Below are 26,721 nucleotides of genomic sequence, written 5' to 3' on the forward strand. Positions count from 1 at the left end.
CTTCAGTCGAGGACGTTCATGCCGTCCCGCCCACGGTCAACCCGTCGATGCGCAATGTCGGTTGCCCTACCCCGACCGGTACGCTCTGCCCTTCCTTGCCGCAGGTGCCGACGCCGGGATCGAGTGCCATGTCGTTGCCTATCATGCTCACCCGCATCAGCGCTTCCGGGCCGTTGCCAATCAGCGTCGCCCCCTTGACCGGATAGGTGATCTTGCCATCCTCGATCATATAGGCCTCGGTGGTTGAAAACACAAACTTGCCGCTGGTGATGTCCACCTGCCCCCCGCCGAAATTGGCCGCATACAAGCCGTGCTTGACCGAAGCGATGATCTCCTGCGGCGTCTTGTCCCCATTCAGCATCATGGTATTGGTCATGCGCGGGATCGGCAGATGCGCAAACGATTCGCGCCGCGCGTTGCCGGTCACCGGCACGCCCATCAGGCGGGCGTTCATCGTGTCCTGCAGATAACCGCGCAGGATGCCGTCTTCAATCAAGACTGTACGTTGCGTGGGGTTCCCTTCGTCATCCACATTGAGCGAACCGCGCCGGTCGGCGATGGTACCGTCGTCCACGACAGTCACCCCTTTCGCCGCCACCCGTTCGCCGATACGGCCGGAAAAAGCTGAACTGCCCTTGCGGTTGAAGTCGCCTTCCAGACCGTGCCCCACCGCTTCGTGCAGCAGGATACCGGGCCAGCCGCTGCCCAGCACCACGGTCATGTTGCCTGCCGGTGCGGGCCGTGCATCAAGGTTGATGACGGCCTGATGCACAGCTTCTTTGGCGTAGCGTTGCAGCACCTCGTCGCTGAAATAGTCGTAGCCGAATCGCCCGCCGCCGCCCGCCGAACCTTGCTCGCGGCGACCGTTGCTTTCGACGATCACCTGTAGCGACAGGCGCACCAATGGTCGGATGTCGGCGCTCATCAGGCCGTCGTTGCGCGCCATCAGCACCACGTCGTATTCGCCGGCCAGATTAGCCATCACTTGCGTAACGCGCGGATCGAGGGCGCGTGCATGGCGTTCCAGCCGCTCCAGCAGCGCGACTTTTTCGTCGGCTTTCAGGGTGGCAATGGGATCGTGCGGCAAATAGAGTTCACGCACTTTGCCGGCATGCAGATGGGCTGCTGTCTGTTTGCCGCCCTGGCGGGCGATCGCACGGGTAGCCAGCGCCGCCTCTTCCAGGGCAGGCAGCGTAATATCGTCGGAATAGGCGAAAGCGGTCTTGTCGCCGCTGATTGCGCGGACACCGACTCCCTGATCGATATTGAAGCTGCCCGATTTGACGATACCTTCTTCCAGCGACCAGCTCTCGGCGCGGCTGTATTGAAAATAAAGATCGGCGTAGTCCACGCGATGCGCCAACATCTTGCCGAACACCTGTTCCAGATGGCGGGATTCCAGCCCGTGCGCGGTAAGCAGCGCACTTTGCGCCAATTGCAGGGCGGCGTTCATGCCTGTTCCAGATTGTCGCAAGACAACGTGCGGTGGGACAGCGCGGGCAGACTGCTGCGCAAGCTGGCCTGATAGTTCGGGTTCACATCGGCGATGACTACGCCGGAACCGCGCTGCAATTCATCCATGATGCGCCCCCAGGGATCGACGATCATGGTATGGCCGTGCGTCTCGCGTCCGCTTACATGGTAACCGCCTTGCGCTGCGGCGATGACATAGGACAGGTTCTCGATGGCCCGCGCGCGCACCAGCGGCTCCCAGTGCACCTTGCCGGTGGTGGCGGTGAATGCGGAAGGCAGCACGATGATGTTGACATCCTTCATGGCGCGGAACAGCTCCGGGAAGCGCAGGTCGTAGCATATGGCCAAGCCGATTCGGCCGAAGGGACTATCCACCACCACGATCTTGTCGCCCGCCTCGATGGTGCTGGCTTCGTTGTAGTGTTCGTTGCCCAGCGTCAGGTTGAACAGATGGATCTTGTCGTAACGTGCCACTTGCGCACCGGTCTCGTCGAACACCAGCAGGCTGTTGCGCACCTTGTCCGGCGTACTCGCCGCCAAAGGAATGGAGCCTCCCACCAGCCATATCCTGTGTTTGCGCGCCATTTCACTAAGGAAGCTCTGGATCGGCCCCCGACCGGGCTGTTCGCACACCTTGACCTTGTCCTGTTCGTTCATGCCCATGATGGCGAAGAACTCAGGCAGCACCACCAGCTTCGCCCCTTGTTCTGCCGCCTTTGCGATCAGGCGTCGCGCCTCGCTCAGGTTGCCTTCGACCTTGGGGCCCGAGGCCATCTGGATGGCGGCAACCTTGAATGCGTTGAGTTGTGCGGCGATCCGCGTTTGGGTGCTATCGAGGGAAGACATATGCTGTAACTTTCAAAGTTTCAAATTCTGGTTATTCGGACACGACAAGGATTCAAGCAACTAATCTCCGGAACCTGATCCGCCTTGAGGAGATACTCCACTCTGGGCAGGTACTCCACCTGAAGCAGGTTTGGACTGCCCCACCTTTTCTACCTTGGGATCAGCCCAGCTGCCGCTGACATTGTATTCAAACGAAACCAGCTTATCGAGCGGATCGCGCAAAATCTTGTTTGCCAACAATACACCCACTCCGACCACAGGACCCGCAGCAAAGGAAAGTAGCGACACGTTATCACCAATCGACGGCAAGATGCGAACCTTCAGTTCCTGCGTCTCACGGCCCAAATCGACCTGCCCGGCCATGGTGACCTTTGCGCCCGTGCCGGTCAGTTTCATATCGTTGGTCAGCAACAGTCCGTTCACGATCCGGGCATTGCCGGTGATGCTGTCGAACTGAAAACCCTTGCTGAACACATCGGTGAAATCAAGCGAGAGACGCTGCAAACTCAACACACTAATCAATTTCAACGCTCCCACTTGGGAATCACTGACCTTAAGAAAGCGCCCTTTGCCCACGTTCAGGTGCATGGTTCCGTTAAGTTTGGAATAACTGAAGGAATCCGGAGCACCGGTCCAATTCAGGTCGCTCTCCAGCGTACCGCTGCCATCCTTGACACTGTCCGGGTAGCCGGAGCGCGACAGAATCTTGCCTGCATCGCTGATATCGGCCCGCACGTTGATTTGAGTTTGTTCGGGTTCTGCCTGCCACTTGCCGGTCATATTCAACACGCCATCCGGATTGATGAGCAGCAGATTGTCCAGTAATACGTTACCACCGGATTCACTCATCGTCATTTCCAGCCTGCCCAGTTGGCGCCCCTTGTAGGAAAGCTTCTCAACCGCCACATCCACCTCGGGAAACGACGAGTTGTCGACCCTGGTTTTCATCTCGGGCGCAAGCGGCAAGGTTTTCACAGGTTCGCTATGTCCTTCACCCAGCATTGCATTTTTGAAACGTCCTAGCAGTTTGCCATTCCCTTGCGGCTGCCAGATCAAGTCGCCATTCAGCTCCCTGGATGCCATGCGCAAACTGAGCAAGCCGTTGCGCCCGCTGCCATTGATACTCAACGAATTCACCGTATTTCCGTAACCGGTCAATTTGTCCACAGTCACTTCGATGCCGGCCACATTGGGTAGCTGTCCGTCACCCCCCGAGGTCAGGCCCAAACCGCTCCATCCCTCGAACGACACCTGCGGCAACTTGCCCACGACCCATATTCCGTCTTTGCCGCCCAAAACGTTTGTTCCGCCAAATGCAACGCGGCCGCTCCGGATATTCCATGCACCATCCGCCCCCAATCGACGCAAAAATCTTGCATCGATCAAAGGTCCGTAACGAAAGCCCAGTGCATCCCGTCTCGGGCTGATGTTTTTGTGCTCGAAGTGCAGCGCAACACGCTCGCTTGCCGACTTGGCCAGAGGTATCGGCAAATTCGACGAAATCCCTTGCAGATCGGAATCTACCGTCACCTCTACTGATTTGTTCTGGGCGCGGATTTCGGCACTCCAATCGGTAGAACCATGCACGCGCCCCAACACCGGAAGCGGGATCAGCTTGTTCAGGTTATCCAGATCAAGTCTGCCTCTGGCCTTGGTCAACAACGCACCATTTTCGCTCAACACTGTCAGGTGAGCGTCACCGCCCAATATCTGCGCCCCGATGTCTCCCGCGCTCACCGATGATTCGGTGAATGCCAAAATGCCATTCACTTTGCGCAACAACGGAACATTCTTGCCGAAATCGACCTCGTTGTTCACAAAATGGTAGCCCCCCCGAACCTTGACTGGCGCATCTCCGCCCAACGGGATGTCGAGTTGCAACTCAAGCTTGCCGTCGCCACTTGCCTTGACGCCTCCGGTAAAACCGTCCAAGTAGCCATTCACAGGGCTCTGGTTGATGTAATCCAGACAATGCTGTGTGGTATCAGCTGTTTCCCCGCGCACTTGCAACATCGGCTTGCTGTCGAGCAAATCCGGAATGCTGACTTTGACGTTCTGCAGATGCACTCCCGCTGTCGTGGCGCTGACTGCATCGACGTTCAGTTTGTTTCCCTGAATCAACAGACGGATCTGCGCATCCTCCAGGAGCGGCCATCCCTTGGCAAATTCCATTACCCCCCCCTTGGCTCGCGCTTCCAGGCGGAAGATGCCCCGGTCGTCGCCTACAAAGGGAAAGTCGCGCAGATCTCCACGCAAACGTATATGAAATTTGTCCGCCTGGCCGCCCTGCAACGCTGTCTGCAACCAGTCGCGAGTTACCTTGTTCACCGCCGGTATGGGGGTGTAGTGCCCGGTACGCTGCACCGCGACACGCGACAGGTCGACTGTGGCATCGACCGAACCCGGACCCTCGTGTTCCGCCTGATAACTGCCGTAGATCGTTCCTGCGAGATCGGCGTTGGCAAGTTCGACGTTGCTGAGCTTGACCTCCAGCCCCCGCGAATTGCGATCCCAACCGAGCCGCGCCGCAAGCGTATCGAACTCGACCGGCTCCGCAAACAATTGCGGTGCATCAAGCATGAATTTGCGGCTGTCGAGTATGAGCGTACCGGCGGTCTCGACTCCATCCACTTTTCCGGTCAAACCCGCAAAGCCGGGCAGGTCGCCGAAACGATGCATAGACAGGCCGGAAAAACGCGCCTTGATTTCATAACGCAGGCTCTCTCCGGCATTGCTTTGCCATAAGGCGTGCAAATCGGCGATGCGTCCTTGCGGCGATGCTTCGGCGATCTGCTTTTTCAGTCCATCCCCAAGCGGCAGGTAGGAAGCCAGTACGCTGATTTCCCCCAGATCCAGCGCATTGGCCCTGATCTCGCCTGAAGAAAATTTGGTTTCATGCCCGTCGGCCAGGCGCAAATAGAAGTCGGTAGGCTTCAATTTGAAACCGTCGCGCATCTGCAAGGACAGGCGCTGAGTGGTGACCTCGAACCCGCGGTCCAATTGATGCCAGCCGATGCGGCCGCGCAATTCGCGCAGATCAAGTTGGGGCAGTTCTTCAGACAAACGAGCTTGCACCCCCGCCAGAGCCACGTCGGCATCCACACTGCTCAACTGCCCCTGTTCGAAACCCAGCCACATACGCAAAGCACCCTTGCCATGTTTGAACGCGCTCGGCAACGTCACCCATGGCTTCCAGGCCAGCACATCCGCATAGTCGAGTTGGGTGAACAATTGCCCGCGCCACTCGTTCATGTCGGCAAAGCTGTCGCCGTTGAAGTCGCCGCGCACGTCCAGCCGCGAAGCCAGTTTCTCCGGCGCCGATGCGCGCACCGCAAAGCGATGGTGCCCGTACCGGTTGTCGATACTCAAATCGACTTTCTCCAGCGCCAGCGTGGGCGCCGCACGCAACTCGTCCTGCCAGGTGATGCGCCCGTTGCGAATAACGACTCGCGCCTGATGCAACAGCCAGTCTGAAGAACTCCCGGCATCCGGCGATTGCGCAGTCAACAGAATCCCTGCAACGTACCACAGCCCCTGCACATCCCGCCGCACGGATAAATCGGGACTATCTATCACCAGACTATAGAATCTCAACTCCAGGGCAGGCAAACTCGTCCAGGACACCGTATCCTCAAGGTGAGGCAGGTTCAACGCGACATTTCCCTGCTTGTCCAGTATTTGCACGTCAGACAGCAACAGACGCGGACGCAAACCGTCCCAGTCCGCTTCGATCTTGCCTATGGTCAGCGGCTGTCCGATGGCGGCACTGGCTGCAGTAGTAATCTGTTCGTGATAACGCTCGATACCGGGCAAGATGCTGTAGCGCAAGGTCAGCAGCAACAGCGCGCCAACAATGGCCAAGAGCAAAACGAGCTCAAACGCAAAGCGGGTCAACTTCCCCATGCTGCGCCATGCCAGAAGAAAAGAGACTTTCAGCATAGAGCGGGGCAAAACAACATGAAGAGGCGGGACAGGTGACGCATGAAGAACCTATAATGCAGGACAGAAGGCCAGTGTACGCATTTTAACCTGAACCCCTCGCCATGAATACCGAAACCCCCCGCTTCTCGGCCGACTTCGACCATCTGGTACGACATGCCAGACGCTGCAGCCGTTACCTGAGCCGCTTGCTGGATGCAGAACCGGAACTGCTGAGCTGGCTGCATGAAAATCATCTCACCCCTTGCGATGGTGAGGTCATGCGTGTCTGGTCGGATGCGCTTCCCGCCGAAACTGAAGAACAGTTGTCTAAAGCATTGCGCGCCCTCCGCAAGCGCGTGATGTTGCATGTACTGACCCGCGACCTGAACGGACTTTCCGATCTCGGCGAAGTGATGCGCAGCATGACCGCATTGGCAGAACATGCAGTAAGGCGCGCGCAAACCTTGACCATGCAAGCCTTGATTGAACAGTTCGGGCAGCCCATCGGGGAAGAGAGTGGCGCATACCAGGAACTTCTGGTGATCGGCATGGGCAAACTGGGCGGGGGCGAGTTGAACGTCTCTTCCGATATCGACCTGATCTTCGTATATCCCGAAGACGGAGAAACCAACGGCCCCAGATCGTTAAGCAACCACGAATTTTTTAACCGCCTCGGACGCAGGATCATCGCACTCATCAACGAACCGACCGCCGACGGTTATGTGTTCCGCGTGGATATGCGTTTGCGTCCCTATGGCGACAGCGGCCCGCTGACCATGAGTTTCGCTGCACTGGAAGAATACCTGGTCGCGCAGGGCCGCGAATGGGAACGTTATGCCTGGATCAAGGCGCGCGTCATATCTCCGGAATCCTCGACACATACCGCAGAACTGGAAAAGCTCGCCCAGCCTTTCGTGTTCCGCAAATACCTGGATTTCGGTGCATTCGATTCCATGCGCAAGCTGCACGCACAGATCCGCGCCGAGGTCGTTCGCCGTGACCGCCATCACAATATCAAACTCGGCCCCGGCGGCATCCGCGAGATCGAGTTCATCGCACAAGTGTTCCAGTTGATCCGCGGGGGGCGCGATGCGGCATTACGCATCCGCCCGACCCGCCAAGTGCTGCAACGGCTTGCGCTGGACGGCGAATTGAGCGCCGACGTGGTAAAACGACTGGACGAAAGTTACGTATTTCTGCGCAATCTTGAACATCGCCTGCAATACCTCAACGACCAGCAGACGCAGGAGCTGCCTGAAGACGCTGAACAGCAAGAAATCATCTCCGCCGCAATGGGTTATGCCGACTATGCAGCGTTGAGGGCAGCACTGGACCCGCTGCGCGATTTCGTCAGCCGGCAATTCGAGACTGTGTTCGGTACAAAACAGGAAGCGAATGGGAATACATGGTGGCGCGACGACGCAACTGCGGAAGGAATTGCTGCCTCGCTCACCGATCTCGGTTACCGGGAGAGCACTTCCCTCGCCGAAAATCTCATGCAGTTCCGCAAAGGCAGTCGCTATCAACTGTTGCCTGAAATCAGCCGCGAGCGTCTCGATGCACTATTGCCGCGTCTTGCCGAACTGTGCGCAACGGCATCCAGCCGCGACAATGCACTGCGCCGCACACTGGTATTGCTGGAAGCCATCGCGCGCCGTGCCGCCTACCTCGCCTTCCTGACCGAGTATCCCCAGGTGTTGCCGCGTCTTGTGCGCCTGCTCTCCGCAAGCGCCTGGGCAGGCGACTACCTGACACAGCATCCTATTCTTCTCGACGAGTTGCTGGACACGAGGGAACTGTATGTCGCCCCCGATTGGGTGGCGCTGGATGCCCAGCTTGCCGCACTGCTTGCAGCCCATGCCGGAGATACCGAGCGCGAGATGGACGCTCTGCGCCAGTTCCAGCAGGCACAGGTTTTTCATCTCCTGGCGATGGACCTGCAGGGCCTGCTGCCCCTGGAAAAATTAAGCGACCACCTGAGCGATCTTGCCGATCTCATCCTGCGTCATGTGCTTGATCTGTGCTGGCGCGACGCGCGCAAGAAACACCGGGAAGACCCGCTGTTTGCCATCGTTGCTTATGGCAAATTGGGGGGGGCGCGAACTGGGCTATGCCTCCGACCTTGATCTGGTATTTCTGTACGACGATGAACATCCCGATGCGGGGGAAATTTACGCGCGCCTGGCGCAACGTATCAACACCATGCTCTCCAGCTACACTTCATCCGGCCGCTTGTATGAAGTCGACCTGCGCCTGCGTCCGAACGGCGAAAGCGGGTTGCTGGTCAGTTCGATCACTGCATTCGAAGAGTATCAACTCCAGCACGCCTGGGTGTGGGAGCACCAGGCGCTGACGCGGGCCCGTTTCTGTGCCGGCAATGAAGCAGTCGGCGCGCAATTCGAGCGCGTCCGCATCGAAATACTGCGCAGGCCGCGCGACATTTCTGCGCTCCGCCGGGAAGTCATCGAAATGCGACAGAAGATGCATGACGGCCACCCGAACAAGACCGAACTGTTTGATATCAAACAAGACAGCGGCGGCATGGTGGACATCGAATTCATGGTGCAATTTATGGTACTTGCCCATTCCTCCACCCACCCCGAGCTCACTGCAAACAGCGGAAATCTTGCACTATTGGAGGCCGCAGCGAAACTGAAATTGATCGACGGCAAGGTTGGCAATCAGGTGCGCGAACTGTATCGTGAACTGCGTCGCATACAGCATCAGATGCGCCTGAACAACCAAACCCCGTGCCGTATCGAACGGGACCGACTGGATACGGCCCCTGTCTCTTTATTGTGGAATTCTTTGCTGGAAAAGATCTAAACGGCAGCCGGTGCATTACCGGCAGCGGGAAGGTGAAAAACATTCCCGCCTGCAGCTTCGTTGGCGTGGCCGATGCGACCGATCATGCGATACGAGGTCATCTCACCCTTCCCCTTCACGTTCAGTATGTTGGGGGGCTCGAACAAGTAGCCAAAACGCAGGCGGTTGTAGGTAAGCTTGTCGGTCAGGATGTGCCCCGATTTCGCATCATCGGTCAGGCGACTGGCAATATTCACCGTATCGCCCCACAGATCGTAGATAAAGCGTTTGGTACCGATCACGCCCGCCACCACGGGCCCGGTGGCGATACCAATATGTATGCCCAGGTTGCGCTTGACCAATGCCGGATGCCTGGATACGAAATCCAGCATCTCGATCGCCATGTTGGCCATGTCTTCCACGTAGTCCGGACGTTCGCGCGACAGCCCGCCAACCACCATATAAGCATCGCCGATGGTCTTGATCTTTTCCAGGCCGTATTTCTCGGAAAGATCGTCGAAACCGGAAAACACCGTATTGAGCAAGCCAACCATCTGCTCCGGGGACATTTGCTCCGTCAGCTGGGTAAAATTCACCAAGTCGGCGAACATCACGGTGACATCCGCATAGCCGTCGGCGATCAACCCCTGGTTATTCTTCAGGCGTTCGGCAATATTGGATGGAAGTACGTTGAACAGCACCCGCTCCGATTTCTTCTGCTCTTCAGCCAGCAAGGCATGCTGTTGGTCGAGCTGGGTTTTGATCTTCTCGGTCTCAATCACGAAGTAGCGCACGAGGAAATAGAGGATGGAAGACATCGCCGCAAAGTTGAGCGCAAAAAATATTCCAATGGTATTCAACGGAACACCGGTAGTTGCGCCGGTGCTCAGATAGTAGTCGAAGAAACCGGACACTGCCGTCATCACGATATAGGCAATGAACCAGGGGATGGATTCGCGCCAGCCCGACACCACCAGCGCCCCGATCGGTGCCAACAAGGCCCACAACGCCACGCCGCTGGAAGTGACCGAACTGCCTATGCTCCATTGCATGATGAACGGCGCAAACAGGAACAACGTCAGTTGTATAAAACGAAGCACCTCGAAATTGCGGGTGCGCATGTAGTAAACCAGCGAAGCAACCGAGATCGCCTGGTATCCGAGAGGGACATTGCTGGAAAAGTTCAGTCCCATCATCCAATAAATGGCCAGCCAGAACATGACCGCAAATGTCATGAAAGCCGCCGCAAAAATGAGCAGACTCTTGCGCAGTTTTTCTTCCTGCGTGTCCATCATTTCCGGCTTGATTTCATTCGAATTGATGTGCTGCACCATACTGCCCCCGGATATCTCGCTGCCCAACGTGCGCGATGATTACATGAACGCGCAACAAAAGAAATACACCGAAAGATATCCCTCGTCCACCTGTTTGAACCTCGCGCTTCATTATCAATGCAGAAACGGCTAGAATCGCTGCCCTCGCAACAACAAAACGAATTAAGGAAATCAACATGTCCATGTCCGACCGCGACGGCTTCATCTGGTACGATGGCAAGCTCGTACCCTGGCGCGAAGCCACCACCCACGTACTCACCCATACCCTGCATTACGGCATGGGCGTGTTCGAAGGGGTGCGCGCATACAAGACCACACAAGGGACTGCGATATTCCGCTTGCAGGAACATACCGACCGCTTGTTCAACTCGGCCCACATTTTCAAGATGAAAATGCCGTTCGACAAAGCGACCCTGCTGGAAGCACAAAAAGAAGTGGTACGCTCCAACAAGCTGGAATCCTGCTACATCCGACCCATCGTATTCTACGGTTCCGAGGCAATGGGCATAGCCGCCACCGCCATCAGTGTGCATGTAGCCGTGGCGGCGTGGCCTTGGGGTGCATACCTGGGCGAGGAAGGCATGGCGAAGGGTATACGCGTGAAGACTTCCAGCTTCACCCGCCATCATGTGAACATCAACATGTGCAGGTCTAAATCCGTCGGCACCTATACCAATTCCATCCTCGCGCATCAGGAAGTCGCCCACGACGGCTACGACGAGGCATTGCTGCTGGATGTGGATGGCTATGTGGCCGAAGGCGCGGGAGAGAACGTCTTTATCGTGAAAAAGGGCAAGCTCTACACGCCCGATCTGACTTCATGCCTGGAAGGTATCACGCGTGATTCCATCGTCACATTGGCAAAGGATATGGGGCTGGAACTGATTGAAAAGCGCATCACGCGCGATGAAGTGTATTGCGCCGAAGAGGCCTTCTTCACCGGCACTGCGGCAGAAGTCACGCCAATACGCGAACTCGACAACCGTACCATCGGTGCGGGAAGCCGCGGTCCGATCACCGCCAAGCTGCAAGCCGCATTCTTCGATATCGTCGCAGGCAGGAACGCCAAGTATGCCGACTGGCTGGCACACGTATAATATACTGACTAGCAAAGGGAAAACATGTCCAACGAAAACAACACACAGCGTTACGTAGAAGTCGGTGCGGAAGCTTTGCCTCTGTTCTGCCCGACACCTGCAGTCAGTCTGTGGAGCGCACACCCGCGAGTCGCCATCCCGGTCGATAAACTGGGCGAGGCCCGTTGCCCGTATTGCGGTACTTTGTACAAGTTCAAGGGTGAGCTCCCGCGCGGCCATCATTGAAGCGCAACGTTCTCATTCCCTGTCCGTCATCGCGTGAAAAAAATCCTCATCATCGCCCCGAGTTGGGTGGGCGACTGCATGCTGATGCAGCCCATGCTGTATCGCCTGCAGCAACGTCATCCCGGTGCCAACATCGATATACTGGCTCCGCTCTGGACGGAAAAGCTGCTACGACAAATGCCAGAAGTTCATGATGTCCTGATCAACCCATTCCCGCACGGCAATCTTGGTTTGCTTGCCCGACGCCGCTTTGGAATGCAATTACTGAACGCGCAATACGATCAGTCCATCGTGCTGCCCAACTCATGGAAATCGGCATTGGTTCCGTATTTTGCGGATATCCCTTTGCGGACCGGCTTCGTCGGCGAAAAGCGTTACGGCCTGCTTAACGATGCCCGCAAGCTAAGCAAGAAGAAACTGCCACTGATGGTGGAGCGTTTTGCACAACTCGCGGAAGGGCCGGACGAAGAAATCGCGCGCCCCTTGCCGTCTCCGCAATTAAAAACAAGCGACACACAGCGCGAGCAGGCGCTTGCCAAATTCGAACTGTCGCTGGACAAGCCTGTTGCCGTGTTCTGCCCCGGAGCGGAATACGGCCCGGCCAAGCGCTGGCCTCCCCAGTACTATGCCGAACTGGCCCAGTACCTGCGCACGCAAGGCTATGCAGTCTGGCTGGTCGGCTCGTCCAAAGACAAGGAGGTCGCCGACAAGATCGTTGCGCTCGGCAACGAGCCTTGCCGCAACCTGTGCGGGGTGACCGACCTCTCCGAGGCGATCGCGCTGCTGTCCTGCGCCGATCTGGTGGTCAGCAACGATTCGGGATTGATGCATATCGCCGCGGCACTGGACAGGCCCCTGCTGGCAATCTTCGGTTCCAGCAGCCCGCAGTTTACGCCGCCGCTATCCAACAATGCCCAGGTGCTCAAGCTCGACTTGCCCTGCAGCCCCTGCTTCAAGCGCGAGTGCCCGCTTGGACATTTCAACTGCATGATCAAGTTGCCGCCGAAAGAAGTTGCACGACATATTTCCATTCATTTGAAACATCAATCATGACTAGCGTTCCCAAAGAAATCTTCAAGGCTTATGACATACGTGGCATCGTCGGCAAGACGCTGACTGGCAAGATCGTGGAAGGCATCGGACACGCCATCGGTTCGGAAGCAGTCGCGCGCAAGCAGCACAGCATCGCCATCGGCCGCGACGGCCGCTTGTCCGGCCCCGAGTTCTCACAGGCACTTGCGCGCGGCATCCAAAGAAGCGGGATCAATGTGATTGACGTAGGCATGGTTGCCACGCCGATGACTTATTTTGCTGCCTTCCAGCTCAAGACCGACTGCGCTGTAATGATCACCGGCAGCCACAATCCGCCCGATTACAACGGACTGAAGATGGTGCTGGCGGGCGAAACACTGTCCGGCGAGACCATCCAAAAGCTGCGCCTGCGCATCGAGCAGAACGACCTTGCCCATGGCAACGGCAGCTACTCGCAATACGACATCGCGCCTGAATACCTCGCGCGCATCATCGGCGACATCAAGCTGGCTCGCCCTCTCAATATCACGGTCGATTGCGGCAACGGCGTGGCCGGGGATTTCGCCGCCAAGCTCTATCGTGGCATCGGCTGCAGCGTCACCGAGTTGTTTTGCGAAGTGGACGGCAACTTTCCCAACCATCATCCCGATCCGTCCGATCCGCATAATCTGGAAGACCTGATCGCCGCCCTGCGCGACAACGAGAGCGAACTGGGCCTGGCCTTCGATGGCGACGGCGATCGTCTGGGCGTGGTCACAAAAGACGGCAAAATCATCTTCCCCGACCGCCAGTTGATGCTGTTCGCCGCCGACGTACTGAGCCGCAACGCAGGCGCCGAGATCATTTTCGACGTGAAATCCACGCGCAACCTATTCGGTTGGATACGCGAGCATGGCGGCAAACCGACGCTATGGAAGACCGGCCATTCGCTGGTCAAAGCCAAAATGCGTGAGACCGGCGCCTTGCTGGCCGGAGAAATGAGCGGTCATGTATTCTTCAAGGAACGCTGGTATGGCTTCGACGACGGACTTTATGCCGGCGCACGGTTGCTGGAGATTTTGAGCCGCACCGGCGATCCCGGCGCCGCGCTGAATGCGCTGCCGGATGCGGTGTGCACGCCTGAATTGCACATCCACACAACGGAAGGCGTAAACCATGCGCTGATCGCCCAGTTGCAAAAAGATGCCCGCTTCACGGATGCAAAGGACATCATCACCATCGATGGACTGCGCGTGGAGTACGCCGACGGGTTCGGCCTGATGCGCCCTTCCAACACCACGCCGGTGATCGTGCTGCGCTTCGAGGCCGACAATGCCGGTGCACTGCAGCGCATCCAGAACGATTTCCGTCGCGTATTGCTGACAGCAGCGCCCGAGCTGTCCTTACCGTTCTAAATTTATTCGCTGTAAAAAAAGTAGCGGCTTTTGCCGCCCTGCTTGGCCTTGTACATCGCCTGATCGGCCCGCGAAAGCAGAGCGTCAAAACTTTCCCCATCCTCCGGATAGACACTGATTCCGACGCTGAATGATACCGTGGCCGGTGTCTCGCTATCCAGCACGTAGGGCTGCACTGCGATATCGAGCAGCTTTTGCGCCACGACTTCGATACTCTCCATATCCTTCACGTCCCGCAGCAATACGGTGAACTCGTCGCCGCCCAGACGCGCCACCGTGTCGCCGGATCGCACGCATAGCCGGATACGTTCCGCAACCGATTCCAGAAGACAATCTCCGTTGTTGTGCCCGTGCATGTCGTTCACCGCCTTGAATCCATCGAGATCGATGAACATCACCGCCAGTTTGGTATGTGCGCGCTGTGCCTGCGCAATGGCCTGCTGCACGCGATCCCGGAACAGCATGCGATTGGGCAGGTGCGTCAGGGGATCGTGGTAGGCCAGGTAATGGATCTCTTCCTCCAGGCGTTTCTTCTCGGAAATATCCTGCTGTACCGACAGAAAGTGCGTCAGTTCGCCTTTATCGTTATACAAGGGCGAGATACTTTGCGCGACGGTATAAAGCTCGCCGGCCTTGGTGCGGTTCACGATTTCTCCGCGCCAATGATGGCCGTTCAGAATGGTCGCCCACATCTCGTTCCAGAACGACTGCGGATGCTGGCCGGAATTGAATATTCGCGGGTTGGCGCCGGTTATCTCATCTGTCGTATAGCCGCTGTAGCGGCTTACCGCCTCGTTCAGCCATTCGATGGCACCGTCACGGCGGGTAATGAACATGGCGTTCGCCGCATTGCTCATGGCAGCCTGCATCAGGCGCAATTCCTGCTGCTCCTGCGCCCCCAGCATCGCCACCGTGACGCGCCCGGCAAATGCGGACAGGCGGCTGATCGTCAATTTATCGAAGGTGTTTTCGTGCGCCGAATACATGACCAGCGCACCTGCAACTTCATTCTTTATGCCCAGCGGCATGGCTAGGACGCTGCGCATGCCGTACCGTTCCGCACGCTCGCGCCACGGCGCGAACCGCGGCGATTCCGAAGACATGGACTCTGCCTTGTTGCCGCGTATCGACCTGCCTGTAATTCCCTGCCCCTGCGGTGTGTCGTCCCAACGCACCTCGATGCCCTCCAGATAGGCAATTTCACCGGCCGACGCCACGGGTTCAACCCGGCCATCAGGCATCTTGGCCCCGATCCAGACCAGCTTGAAATCGAACAATTCTGCCATGCGGCGGCAGATACGTTCGTTCAACGAACGCATGTCGTAGCCGAGCAGAATGAGCTGGTCGATCTCCTGCATCAGATAGTCCGCCACCACTTGCTCGCGCAGGTTGCTGCGCAGGATCGCACTGACCATCTCGCGTTGCATGCTGGGCAACAGACGTTCCATCTGATCGAGCGCAATACAATCCTGCGCACCGAGGCGCATCGCTTCGCCAAGCCGAAGCGGTACCATGCCGTCATTCAATACGATCAGTGGAATATCCAGCGTGCGGCAGCGCAATGCATGCACTACGGCTTCGATGGTGAGTTCGGCAGATGAGCCAAGAAGCAATACGTCCCAATTTTGCTGCAGATGACCGTCCAGCATCACCTCATCGTTTGCTTGCTCGTAATGCACTTCGCAATTCTCGGCCTGCAAATGCCCGATGATCTTCGCCATATTGCCCACCGATGTCGCGGCAAACAATATGCGCAATTCATTCATAGCGGAACAGAGTGTGGATAAGAATGCTTCAAGCCCTTGCCGCTCAGCCAGCCCAGAGCGGCAAGTTCTCGCAGGAGTTGCGTGAATTCGGCGTGATTCACCGGTTTTTTGACAAAGCTGTTGGCCCCGATCTGGTAACTCAGCACCACGTCGGATGGCTCATGCAGTTCCGAGAACACGACAATGGGTACTTCCTGCAGACGCGACTCCATGCGCAATGTGCGCAATACCGCAAGGCCGGCCAGCTTGGGAAGTTTCAGGTCCAGCAGAATCAGGCGCGGCATAGAATAACCCCGCTTGACAGTGTCGGACAGCCATTCCAATGCCTCGGTCGCATCGCGCGCCACTGCGAGGTGCAATTCGTCCGGACAGCTCGCCACCGCCTGTTGTATCAGAAGAACTTCGGCTTCGCCGTCTTCAACCAACAAAATCGTTTCGTTCGCTTGTCTGAGCATCGCCCGCTTCAACCTTGAATTATCAGGAAACGATGCATGTATCCGGCACGCACAGCCTAGCCCCAAAAATCATCTCCATTTCCGAGTGTAACCCTACACTAACGGAACGAACCTTGGCAACCGGACTGAGCGACAATCAGGCGCGGAGTATCCGGGTTTTGATTAAAGCTTGGACTTCACCCAATCGGCAACTGAGGCCAGCGCTGTAGCCAGATGTTCGGGTTGCGTGCCGCCTGCTTGCGCCATGTCCGGGCGACCGCCGCCTTTGCCGCCGACCTGTTGTGCGACAAAGTTGACCAACTCTCCCGCTTTCACTTTGCCTGTGGCATCAGCTGTTACACCGGCGATCAGGCTCACCTTGCCGTCACTCACCGAGGCCAGCAGGATCACGGCAGATTTAAGTTTATCTTTCAGCTTGTCCAGCGTTTCGCGCAACACTGCCGCATCAGCGCCTTCCAGCCTGGCGGCCAGCACTTTGACCCCGTTGATATCTTGTGCTTGCGCCAGCAACTCGTCACCCTGGGCGGAAGCGAGTCTGGACTTCAATGCGGCCAGTTCCTTCTCCAGCGATTTTACATTGTCGAGGATTTGGCCGATGCGAGCAGCAGCTTCCTGCGGCTGCGACTTCACTGTGTCAGCCACTTGCTGCAACTGTTGCTCCTGCCGTTGTACCAGCGCCAGTGCGCCTTCGCCCGTCACTGCCTCGACACGGCGCACGCCCGCCGCCACACCGCTCTCGGCCACGATCTTGAACAGGCCGATGTCTCCGGTGCGTTTCACGTGCGTACCGCCGCACAGTTCGCGCGATGAACCGATATCCAGCACGCGCACTTCATCGCCGTATTTTTCGCCGAACAACATCATCGCGCCGGTCTTCTGCGCATCCTCGATATTCATCACACGCGCCTGGCATTCGGCATTGGCCAGAATTTCGGCATTCACGATGTTTTCCACTTTGCGAATCTCGGCATCCGTCATCGGTTGCGTTTGCACGAAGTCGAAACGCGTCTTGTCCGCATCAACCTGCGAACCTTTTTGTTGCACGTGGTTGCCCAGCACTTCGCGCAACGCCTTGTGCATCAAGTGCGTTGCGGAGTGGTTGCGCACCGTACGGCTGCGCGCAGCGACATCCACCCTGGCGGCGACGCCGTTGCCCACCGTCATCTTGCCGGTCTTCACCACACCGTGATGCCCGAACACGGCAGCCTGTATCTTCTGCGTGTCTTCCACCGCGAAGATGCCGTGCACGCTGCGCAGTTCGCCGCAGTCGCCGACCTGGCCGCCCGATTCGGCATAGAACGGAGTGTCGTCCAGTACCACCACGCCCGTGTCGCCTTCGTTCAGTTCATTCACTTCAACGCCATCCTTGTACAAGGCGAGGATGTTTCCCTTGTGCTCCAATGTGTCGTAGCCATGGAAAATGGTCGCCGGACCGGAGTATTCGAGGTTTGCCGCCATCTTGAACTTGCCTGCCGCGCGCGCCTGCTCCTTCTGACGAGCCATTGCAGTAGTGAATGCCGCTTCGTCCACTGTCACGCCACGTTCGCGGCAGATGTCGGCAGTGAGATCAAGCGGAAAACCATAAGTATCGTGCAGCTTGAATGCGGTCTCCCCGTTGAATACCTTGCTGCCCGCCTTGTCCATTTCGGCCAGGTCGGCTTCAAGGATCGCCATTCCGTGTTCGATGGTCGCAAAGAAGCGCTCCTCTTCCAGCTTGAGTATCCCCTTGATACGCGTTTGCTCTGTGGTCAACTCGGGATATGCCGCCCCCATCTGCTCCACCAGGTCTGGCACCATTCTGTAGAAGAACGCCTCGCGTGCGCCCAACTTATAACCGTGACGGATGGCACGACGTATGATGCGGCGCAGCACGTAACCGCGGCCTTCGTTGCCGGGGATCACACCGTCGGCGATCAGGAATGAGCAGGCGCGGATGTGGTCCGCCAGTACTTTGAGCGAAGGCGAATCCAGATTGGTGCAATGGGTCTCGCGTGCCGCCGCCTTGATCAGTGCCTGGAACAGGTCGATCTCGTAGTTCGCATGCACATGCTGCAGCACCGCCGAGATACGTTCCAGTCCCATGCCGGTATCCACCGAAGGCTTGGGCAGCGGATGCATCACGCCCGCCTCGTCGCGGTTGAACTGCATGAACACGTTGTTCCAGATCTCGATGAAGCGGTCGCCGTCTTCGCCGGGACTGCCGGGAGGGCCGCCGGGGATGTGCTCTCCGTGGTCGTAGAAGATTTCGGTGCAGGGGCCGCAAGGGCCAGTATCGCCCATCATCCAGAAATTGTCGGACGCATAACGCGCACCCTTGTTGTCGCCGATGCGGATCACGCGCTCGGCCGGCATCCCGATCTCTTTGGTCCAGATGTCATAAGCCTCGTCGTCCTCGGCATACACGGTGACGGTGAGTTTGTCCTTGGGCAGCTTGAACACCACCGTGAGCAGTTCCCACGCATAATTGATGGCGTCGCGCTTGAAATAATCGCCGAAACTGAAGTTACCCAACATCTCGAAGAAGGTATGGTGCCGTGCGGTATAGCCGACGTTTTCCAGGTCGTTGTGCTTGCCGCCGGCACGCACGCACTTCTGCGAAGTCGTGGCGCGAGTGTAGGGACGCTTGTCGAAACCAAGGAATACGTCCTTGAACTGGTTCATGCCCGCGTTGGTGAACAACAGCGTCGGGTCTTCGTGCGGGACCAGCGAACTGGAGGCAACTATCGTATGGCCTTTGGAGGCAAAATAATCGAGGAACTTCTGGCGGATTTCGCTGCTTTTCATCTGGACACCAATCGACGCGATTTATTCAATAAATACGCCGCCCGAATGGCGGCATCAAGGCATGAATCATACCATTTGATGCCCTTGTCCTGTCAGTCCTCCCCCGTTGCGGAGGAAAGTTTCAGGACCTTGAAGATCACATCCATGGAAAACCCGCGCGATTGCAGAAACCGCACCTGTTTGGCTTTTTCCTTGGCATCCTGAGGCTGGATACCGAACTTCCTGTGCCACACCTCGCGCGCCGCATCCAGTTCGGTTTCTTTCAGTTGCGGCAGGGTTTCGGCGATCAGATCTTCGGCGATGCCTTTCTGGCGGAGTTCGTGGGCGATGCGCTGGGTGCCGAAACGACCGCGCTTGGCGTCCACCCATTGCGTGGCGGCGCGCGCATCGGAGAGCCAGTTACGTTTTTCCAGCTCGTCCAGCACGGCATCGAGGTCTTCGCCTTCCTGAACGTAAGGCTGCAACTTGGTGTGCAACTCTGCCCGGCTATGCTCGCGCCGCGCCAGATAGCGCATGGCGCGAACACGCAGGCTTAACTCAGGCTTGTTCCTCAACTGCTTTAGATCCTGCCTTGGCGCTGGATTTTTCGCTTCCTTTCGCAGTCGTTTTTTCGACGACATCCAGTTTCGCCACGCCGACAGCTTCGCGTATGCTGTTTTCGATCTCGGCAGCGATATCCGGATTGGCCTTCAGGAATTCACGCGCGTTGTCCTTGCCCTGGCCGATTTTTTCTCCCTTGTAGGCGTACCAGGCACCGGATTTCTCGACCAGTTTGTGCAACACGCCCAGTTCGACGATCTCGCCTTCACGCGAAATACCTTCCCCGTACAAAATGTCGAAATTAGCTTCGCGGAACGGGGGGGCGACCTTGTTCTTGACCACTTTGACGCGGGTCTCATTGCCGATGACTTCGTCGCCCTTCTTGATCGCGCCGGTGCGGCGGATATCCATACGCACGGAGGCATAGAACTTGAGCGCGTTGCCGCCGGTAGTGGTTTCGGGGTTGCCGAACATCACGCCGATCTTCATGCGGATCTGGTTGATGAAAATGACCATGGTATTGGAGCGGTTGATGTTGGCGGTGAGCTTGCGCAGGGCTTGCGACATCAACCGCGCATGCAGGCCCATCTGCGCATCGCCCATTTCGCCTTCGATTTCGGCTTTGGGGGTCAGGGCGGCAACGGAGTCCACCACCACGATATCCACGGAACCGGAGCGCACCAGCATGTCGACGATTTCCAGCGCCTGTTCGCCGTTGTCCGGCTGCGAGATCAGGAGATCTTCTACCCTGACGCCCAGTTTCTGCGCGTACTGTGGGTCAAGCGCGTGTTCCGCGTCGATGAAAGCGGCGGTGCCGCCGAGTTTTTGCATCTCGGCGATGACTTGCAGGGTAAGCGTGGTTTTGCCGGAAGATTCCGGGCCGTAGATCTCGATCACGCGACCGCGCGGCAAACCGCCTACGCCCAACGCGATGTCCAGCCCCAGCGAACCGGTGGAGACCACCTCGACATCCTTGATCGCTTCGCCCTCGGCCAGACGCATGATGGAACCCTTGCCGAACTGTTTTTCAATCTGGCTCAGGGCCGCCGCGAGTGCCTTGCTCTTGTTGTCATCCATTTACGTTACCCCTTTCAAAAATTCGATGGGGCAGATTGTGGCACAACAATTCGGACTTGTACAGAACGTTCGTTCTCTTTATATTTCAAACGATCTTAGTGCTGTTATTCAAAATGTTAACAACACCTTGCAGGGCGATTTGCACCGATTTCGCGCGCACCGCATCGCGGTCGCCGGAAAGCTGATGGCAAGCCGTGCGCACGGTATCGTTGGTCGCCCAGGCGAACCAGACCATGCCGACCGGCTTTTCCGGCGAGCCGCCGGTGGGCCCGGCAACGCCGCTCACCGAGACCGCCACCTGGGCGCGGCTGTATTGCAACGCACCGTCCGCCATTTCGCGCACCGTCTGCTCGCTCACGGCGCCATGCGCCTCCAGCGTATCCGGTGATACGCCCAGCATTTCTTCTTTCGCACCGTTGGAGTAAGTCACGAAGCCGCGATCAAACCAGTCGGAACTGCCCGATATCATGGTAACCGCCTGCGCCACACCACCACCCGTGCAGGATTCCGCCGTCACCAGCATCATGCCATGCTGCTTGAGCGCGGCGCCAACCTGCTGCGCCAACAGTTTCCCCGAATCCTGTCCGCCTGCAACTGCGGGACGCGCCCTCTTCTTTGCCCGCTTCATCTTCATAACCCCCTGACCAGGTCGTTCTGGATATCGATTACCGCTTCCAGACCTACCGCAATGCGGATCAGCCCGTCACCGATGCCCGCCGCCGCCCGCGCTTCGGGCGAGATGCGCGCATGCGTCGTGGTCGCCGGATGGGTGATGGTGGTCTTGGTGTCGCCCAGGTTCGCGGTGATGGAAAGCAACTTGGTGTTGTCGATGACGCTCCAGGCAGCAGCCTTGCCGCCCTTCACCTCGAACGCCACGATACCGCCGCCGGTCTTTTGCTGTTTCTGCGCCAGTGCATATTGCGGGTGCGACGGCAGGCCGGGATAGAACACGCGCGCCACATTGGGCTGCTTCTCCAGCCATTGCGCCAGTTGCAGTGCATTCGCGCTGTGCGCGTCCATGCGCAGCTTGAGTGTCTCGATCCCTTTCAGGAACACCCACGCGTTGAACGCACTCATGGTCGGGCCGGTGGTGCGCAAGAAACCGTACACAGGCTCCATCAATTTTTTGCTGCCCAGCACCGCGCCACCCAGCACGCGTCCCTGGCCATCAATGTACTTGGTCGCGGAATGGATCACGATGTCCGCCCCCAGCTCCAGCGGCTTTTGCAAGATGGGCGTGCAGAAACAGTTGTCCACTGCCAGCAGCGCGCCGCAGGATTTCGCCACCGCAGCAATCGCCGCGATATCGGAAATCTCGGTCAGCGGATTGGACGGCGTCTCCAGAAAGAACAGCTTGGTATTCGTGCGCACCGCTGCCTGCCATTGCCCGACATCGGTGGCGGAAACGAAAGTCGTTTCCACCCCGAATTTTTTCAGTACGTTGTTGAACAGGTTCACCGTCGAACCGAAGATGCTCTGCGACGCAACCACATGGTCGCCTGCCTTGAGCAAGCCCATGCAGGCGGACAGGATGGCGGACATGCCGGATGACGTCGCCACGCATTGCTCTGCACCTTCCAGCGCGGCCAGTCGCTCCTCGAACATGGTGACAGTGGGATTGGTAAAACGCGAGTAGATGTTGCCCGGCTCCTCGCCGATGAAGCGTTTTGCTGCCTGTTCCGCGCTGTCGAAGGTAAAGCTGGAAGTCAGGAACAGCGCCTCGCTGTGCTCATGGAACTGGCTGTGCACGCTGCCCGCGCGCAGCGCCAGCGTTTCCGGTTGGTATGATTCGGTCATGTTCTTCGTCCTTGCGGCCTGTCCACGCCGACAGTGCCGCCAATAAAAAACCCGGAAAGCTTAGCGCTAAACCGGGTTTCCCTCGCTTTAGCAGTATTTGTAACGCGCCCGCAAGCTGTTCCTCAAATCGGCGCAGACAGAAAGTAACACCCTCCGCCGCGAATTGTCAACGCATCACATTGAGCTCGCGCTCATCACCAAATCCAGTTCCAGCTGGTCCTCTTCCAGGGTCTTGTTCGCTTTGCCGCCCGCACGCGCGGCTTCGACACGATCCAGATAGTCGGCCGTGATGTCGCCGGTGATGTATTCGCCGTCGAAACAGGAGCAGTCGAATTTGGTGATATTCGGGTTGCACTTCTGCACCGCCGCCTTCAGGTCGTCGAGATCCTGGTAGATAATGCGGTCGGCGCTGATCTCGCGGCAGATCTCTTCGTCGGTGCGGCCGGTGGCGATGAGTTCCTTGCGGCTGGGCATGTCGATGCCGTAAACGTTGGGGAATTTCACGGGTGGTGCGGCGGACGCGAAATACACTTTGCGCGCCCCGGCATCGCGCGCCATTTGCACGATCTCGCGGCTGGTGGTGCCGCGCACGATGGAATCGTCCACCAGCAGCACGTTCTTGCCCTTGAATTCGACGCTGATGGCATTGAGCTTCTGGCGCACTGATTTCTTGCGCATCGCCTGACCCGGCATGATGAAGGTGCGGCCGATGTAGCGGTTCTTCACGAACCCTTCGCGGAACGGGATGCCGAGATGGTTGGCCAATTGCAGCGCACTGGGGCGGCTGGAATCGGGGATGGGAATCACCACGTCGATGTCGTGATCCGGCCATTCGCGCAGAAGCTTTTCCGCCAGGTATTCACCCATGTTCAGGCGCGTCTCGTACACCGAGATGCCGTCGATCATCGAATCGGGGCGTGCGAAATAGACATACTCGAAGATGCAGGGATTCAGTTCCGCATGCTGGGCACACTGCTGGCTGTGGAAGTTGCCGTCGAGATCGATGAACACCGCTTCTCCCGGCGCGATGTCGCGCAAGAACTTGAAGCCCAGCGTATCCAGCGCGACGCTTTCGGACGCCACCAGATAATCAACACCTTTATCCGTATTGGCCGAGCCCACCACCAGCGGCCGGATGCCGTGTGTATCGCGGAATGCCAGCAAACCGTAACCCGAGATCATCGCTACCACCGCATATGCGCCGCGACAGCGGCGATGCACGGCGGCAACCGCAGCAAAAATGATCTTTGGATCGAGACGAAAGTTCGTCGCATTCGCTTGCAGTTCGTGTGCCAGCACATTGAGCAGCACTTCCGAATCCGAGTTTGTGTTCACATGGCGCATGTCATCGAGAAACAATTCCTTTTGTAGCTGCGCCGTGTTGGTGAGGTTGCCGTTGTGCCCGAGCACCACGCCGAACGGCGAGTTCACGTAGAACGGTTGCGCCTCGTTGTGATCGACAGCGGAGCCTGCCGTCGGATATCGCACATGGGCGATGCCGGCATTGCCGGTCAGCGCGCGCATGTTGCGGGTGCGGAACACATCGTGTGCAAGCCCGTTGCCTTTATGCAAATGGAAGGTATTGCGCTCCAGCGTGGCAATGCCTGCCGCATCCTGCCCGCGATGTTGCAACACTTGCAGCCCGTCATACAGCAATTGATTGACCGGACTTTGCGAAACGACACCTAGAATCCCACACATATACGTTTATGCTTCCCAGTTGAAATTGATCAGTCTATTTCCGCGCCGCATCTTCCGGCAAATAATCTTTGGCATACAGGGCCGCTTCCTGCAACGGCTTGCTCGACAAGGCATTGCGCCAGAACGGCAACTGCGGCAGATCGGTCAACCCGCCCAGCCACACCAGCGCGATCACCACCAGACCGCCGCGCAACATGCCGAATATCGCACCGAACTTGCCATCCATCCCGGACAGGCCGGCGAACTTCGCGAGCCGCGCCAGAAACCAGGCGAACAACGCAGCCACGATCAGCGTTGCGATAAACAGGGCCGCAAATGCCGCCGCCGAGCGGATGTTCTGCTCGCCCACCGCCAGGGGTACATACGGTAACGCCTGTGCCGAAAAGGTTCGCGCCACAATGTAGGCTGCGACCCAGCCGATCAGCGAGAACAGCTCATACATGAAACCGCGCCACCAGCCCACCAATGCGGACAACAGGATGATCGCAATGACCGCGTAATCAAACGAAGTCACAAACTAACCTATTCGAGGTTGAGCACATTGGAATGTGTGCCCTGTTTTTCAAGTTTGCTCTTGATCTTTTCTGCGGCTTCGCGTGTCGGGTAACTGCCTATACGCACGCGTACGACGCCGCCCGCTTTCTCTGTGTAAGCGTGATAACCCTGTTTGCTCAGCTTGGCTTGCAAGATCCTGGCGGTATCCGCATTGGCGAAGGCACCGGCTTGCAATACCCAGCCCGTCTTCGGCACTGCCTGTGCGGCGTGCTTGCTCTCGACTTTGGGCTTGGATTCAGGCTTGGACTTTACATCCTGCTTGGGTTTGCTCACCGCCTGAGCTGGCGCAACAGGCTTTGCAACCGGGGAAAGCACAATTGCCGCAACAGGCGCAGAAGTGGCTACGGGTGCAGAGGCAACTACCGGTGCACTTGCCGCGTCGGAGGTCGCAGCTACTGCAGAAGCCATCTTGTCCAATTCCGGCAAGTTGATCTTGGGCTGGAAATCGCCTGCGCTGTCTTTGTTCGGAATGCGCAATTCGATGTCGTTGCCCGCCTTGGGTGCGGGCTCGCTGTCGAACACCACCGGCAGCAAAACCACCACCAGCAAAACCAGCGCCACTGCACCGATCAAGCGGCGTCTCGTCTGCCGCCTCAAATTGAATTCTTCTTCCGTCGTCTGTTTTGCCATTGCGCTATGCCTGAAAGGTCAGCCGCCGCGCATCCCGCGCGCCCGCATCACTTCCGCCACCGTATAGAATGATCCGAAGGCCGTGATTCTATCATTTTCGCCGGCCCGATTGCTGGCCTCATGCAGAGCATCGGCGATGGATGCGCAGGGTTTAACCTCACCTTGAACCTGCGCATTGTGCAGCACCTGCGCCAGTTCGGCGACCGTCGCGCCACGCGGTGCATCGATCCCGGCGACCAGCCAGACGTCGATCTGCGCATCCAGCGCCCGCACCACCCCGTCCATGTCCTTGTCCTTGAGCATGGCAAATACGGCGAAGGTCTTCGCGGGCGGAAGATTGGCAAGATTCTGTGCCAGCGAACGCGCCGCGTGCGGGTTGTGTGCGACATCCAGGATCAACTGCGGCTTGCCCGGCACAAACTGGAAACGCCCGGCAAGCTCGACCTCAACCAGCCCGCGCCGCACGACACCCATATTCACCGGCAATTTGCCTTTGAGGGCGTCCAGCGCTGCCAATGCAGCACTGGCATTGTTCAACTGAAATGCACCGCGCAAGGCCGGATAAGGCATGGCACTGCGCGAGCCGATTTTGCTGCGGTAATCCCATTGCCCTTCATGCCTGGCAAACCCGAATTCGCTCCCGATGCACCACAGCTCCGCACCCACCTGCTGTGTCTGCGTGCGTATCGCCTGCGGCACATCGCTGTCTGCACAGATCGCCACCCGCCCCCGGCGGAAGATGCCAGCCTTTTCGAACGCAATCTTTTCTCGTGTGTCTCCCAGATAATCGACATGATCGATATCTACACTGGCCACCACCGCGCAATCCGCATCGAATACGTTCACCGCATCCAACCGGCCTCCCAGCCCGACTTCGAGGATGGCAACGTCCACCCGATGCGCGATGAAGCATTGCATCGCGGCCAGCGTGCCAAACTCAAAGTAGGTCAAGGGTATATCACAGCGCACCTGCTCGATCTGGACAAACGAAGCACACAGTTCCGCATCGCTCACCGGCTGTTTGGCGATGCGCACCCGTTCGTTGTAATCCAAAAGATGCGGCGAGGTATAGCAGCCAACCTTGTAGCCTGCAGCGTGAAGAATGGATTCCAGCATGGCGCATACCGAACCCTTGCCGTTGGTACCGCCTACGACAATGACCGGAAAATCAGGTTGGAGATTCAGCCGCTGTTTGACTTGCGCCACGCGCTCCAGACCGAGCGCGATGGTTTTTGGATGCAGGGATTCGAGGTAGGTCAGCCAGTCAGCCAGGGTATTGGGCATTCTGT

The 26,721-nt window shown here is 57.9% G+C and carries 22 protein-coding genes; 6 read left to right on the top strand and 16 right to left on the bottom strand.

Translation table 11 applies throughout. The features are described 5' to 3' along the window. Positions 1-16 precede the first annotated feature (16 nt). From tldD to QOY30_RS10795, 3 genes are read right to left on the bottom strand one after another with little or no spacing between them, the layout of a single operon-like run. Positions 17-1,453 (bottom strand): metalloprotease TldD, encoded by a 1,437-nt coding sequence (gene tldD, locus QOY30_RS10785; protein WP_283744621.1) that lies wholly within the window; start codon positions 1,451-1,453, stop codon positions 17-19. Further along, entirely contained in the window at positions 1,450-2,319 is an 870-nt protein-coding gene (locus QOY30_RS10790; protein WP_283744622.1) for a carbon-nitrogen hydrolase family protein, read from the bottom strand. Before QOY30_RS10790 ends, tldD begins: the two co-directional genes overlap by 4 nt. A 60-nt stretch (positions 2,320-2,379) precedes the next feature. Beyond that, a complete protein-coding gene (locus QOY30_RS10795; RefSeq protein ID WP_283744623.1) occupies positions 2,380-6,222 on the bottom strand; it encodes a YhdP family protein in 3,843 nt (1,280 codons plus the stop codon). 140 nt (positions 6,223-6,362) lie between these two features. On the opposite strand from QOY30_RS10795, the gene glnE reads away from it, so the two are divergent. Together glnE and QOY30_RS10805 are read left to right on the top strand one after the other, a co-directional pair. Beyond that, a complete protein-coding gene (gene glnE / locus QOY30_RS10800) occupies positions 6,363-8,366 on the top strand; it encodes a bifunctional [glutamate--ammonia ligase]-adenylyl-L-tyrosine phosphorylase/[glutamate--ammonia-ligase] adenylyltransferase (protein ID WP_283744624.1) in 2,004 nt (667 codons plus the stop codon). Further along, a complete protein-coding gene (locus QOY30_RS10805; RefSeq protein ID WP_283744625.1) occupies positions 8,320-9,066 on the top strand; it encodes a [protein-PII] uridylyltransferase family protein in 747 nt (248 codons plus the stop codon). The genes glnE and QOY30_RS10805 overlap by 47 nt, the downstream gene beginning before the upstream one ends. Here the strand turns inward: QOY30_RS10805 and QOY30_RS10810 are convergent. Together QOY30_RS10810 and QOY30_RS10815 are read right to left on the bottom strand one after the other, a co-directional pair. After that, positions 9,063-10,379, bottom strand: a complete 1,317-nt coding sequence (locus QOY30_RS10810; protein ID WP_283744626.1) for an adenylate/guanylate cyclase domain-containing protein — start codon at positions 10,377-10,379, stop codon at positions 9,063-9,065. The genes QOY30_RS10805 and QOY30_RS10810 overlap by 4 nt on opposite strands. Then, on the bottom strand, positions 10,354-10,557 hold the full coding sequence (locus QOY30_RS10815; RefSeq protein WP_283744627.1) for a hypothetical protein: 204 nt from the start codon (positions 10,555-10,557) through the stop codon (positions 10,354-10,356). Before QOY30_RS10815 ends, QOY30_RS10810 begins: the two co-directional genes overlap by 26 nt. Between QOY30_RS10815 and QOY30_RS10820 the strand changes: the two genes are divergently transcribed. From QOY30_RS10820 to QOY30_RS10835, 4 genes are read left to right on the top strand one after another with little or no spacing between them, the layout of a single operon-like run. Beyond that, positions 10,556-11,476 carry a branched-chain amino acid transaminase gene (locus QOY30_RS10820; protein WP_283744628.1) on the top strand — a complete coding sequence of 307 codons (921 nt, stop codon included), beginning with the start codon at positions 10,556-10,558 and terminating at the stop codon, positions 11,474-11,476. The two genes, QOY30_RS10815 and QOY30_RS10820, sit on opposite strands and share 2 nt — an antisense overlap. Before the next feature lie 24 nt (positions 11,477-11,500). Further along, positions 11,501-11,701 carry a zinc-finger domain-containing protein gene (locus QOY30_RS10825; RefSeq protein WP_283744629.1) on the top strand — a complete coding sequence of 67 codons (201 nt, stop codon included), beginning with the start codon at positions 11,501-11,503 and terminating at the stop codon, positions 11,699-11,701. 33 nt (positions 11,702-11,734) lie between these two features. Next, on the top strand, positions 11,735-12,754 hold the full coding sequence (gene waaF, locus QOY30_RS10830) for a lipopolysaccharide heptosyltransferase II (RefSeq protein WP_283744630.1): 1,020 nt from the start codon (positions 11,735-11,737) through the stop codon (positions 12,752-12,754). Beyond that, positions 12,751-14,127, top strand: a complete 1,377-nt coding sequence (locus QOY30_RS10835; protein WP_283744631.1) for a phosphomannomutase/phosphoglucomutase — start codon at positions 12,751-12,753, stop codon at positions 14,125-14,127. Before waaF ends, QOY30_RS10835 begins: the two co-directional genes overlap by 4 nt. A 2-nt stretch (positions 14,128-14,129) precedes the next feature. Here the strand turns inward: QOY30_RS10835 and QOY30_RS10840 are convergent, their stop codons facing one another. The 11 genes from QOY30_RS10840 to folC form a co-directional block, all read right to left on the bottom strand. Continuing rightward, a complete protein-coding gene (locus QOY30_RS10840; RefSeq protein WP_283744632.1) occupies positions 14,130-15,848 on the bottom strand; it encodes a sensor domain-containing diguanylate cyclase in 1,719 nt (572 codons plus the stop codon). A gap of 41 nt (positions 15,849-15,889) precedes the next feature. After that, a complete protein-coding gene (locus QOY30_RS10845) occupies positions 15,890-16,348 on the bottom strand; it encodes a response regulator (RefSeq protein WP_283744633.1) in 459 nt (152 codons plus the stop codon). Between the two features lie 162 nt (positions 16,349-16,510). Further along, positions 16,511-19,132 carry an alanine--tRNA ligase gene (gene alaS, locus QOY30_RS10850; protein WP_283744634.1) on the bottom strand — a complete coding sequence of 874 codons (2,622 nt, stop codon included), beginning with the start codon at positions 19,130-19,132 and terminating at the stop codon, positions 16,511-16,513. 92 nt (positions 19,133-19,224) lie between these two features. After that, the gene (gene recX / locus QOY30_RS10855) at positions 19,225-19,686 is read right to left on the bottom strand and encodes a recombination regulator RecX (RefSeq protein WP_283744635.1); all 462 of its coding nucleotides are present in this window, start codon (positions 19,684-19,686) and stop codon (positions 19,225-19,227) included. Next, positions 19,670-20,749: a recombinase RecA gene (recA, locus tag QOY30_RS10860; protein ID WP_283744636.1), complete on the bottom strand. Its 1,080-nt coding sequence runs from the start codon at positions 20,747-20,749 to the stop codon at positions 19,670-19,672. Before recA ends, recX begins: the two co-directional genes overlap by 17 nt. An 85-nt stretch (positions 20,750-20,834) precedes the next feature. Next, the gene (locus QOY30_RS10865; protein ID WP_283746057.1) at positions 20,835-21,377 is read right to left on the bottom strand and encodes a CinA family protein; all 543 of its coding nucleotides are present in this window, start codon (positions 21,375-21,377) and stop codon (positions 20,835-20,837) included. A gap of 2 nt (positions 21,378-21,379) precedes the next feature. Beyond that, entirely contained in the window at positions 21,380-22,546 is a 1,167-nt protein-coding gene (locus QOY30_RS10870) for an O-succinylhomoserine sulfhydrylase (protein ID WP_283744637.1), read from the bottom strand. Positions 22,547-22,720: 174 nt separating this feature from the next. After that, positions 22,721-24,247: an amidophosphoribosyltransferase gene (purF, locus tag QOY30_RS10875; protein ID WP_283744638.1), complete on the bottom strand. Its 1,527-nt coding sequence runs from the start codon at positions 24,245-24,247 to the stop codon at positions 22,721-22,723. Between the two features lie 34 nt (positions 24,248-24,281). Continuing rightward, positions 24,282-24,761 carry a CvpA family protein gene (locus QOY30_RS10880; RefSeq protein ID WP_283744639.1) on the bottom strand — a complete coding sequence of 160 codons (480 nt, stop codon included), beginning with the start codon at positions 24,759-24,761 and terminating at the stop codon, positions 24,282-24,284. A gap of 8 nt (positions 24,762-24,769) precedes the next feature. Continuing rightward, on the bottom strand, positions 24,770-25,432 hold the full coding sequence (locus QOY30_RS10885; RefSeq protein ID WP_283744640.1) for an SPOR domain-containing protein: 663 nt from the start codon (positions 25,430-25,432) through the stop codon (positions 24,770-24,772). An 18-nt stretch (positions 25,433-25,450) separates the two neighbouring features. After that, positions 25,451-26,716, bottom strand: a complete 1,266-nt coding sequence (gene folC / locus QOY30_RS10890) for a bifunctional tetrahydrofolate synthase/dihydrofolate synthase (RefSeq protein WP_283744641.1) — start codon at positions 26,714-26,716, stop codon at positions 25,451-25,453. Positions 26,717-26,721: the final 5 nt, after the last annotated feature.

It is taken from the genome of Sideroxydans sp. CL21 (assembly GCF_902459525.1).
Lineage (GTDB): Bacteria > Pseudomonadota > Gammaproteobacteria > Burkholderiales > Gallionellaceae > Sideroxyarcus.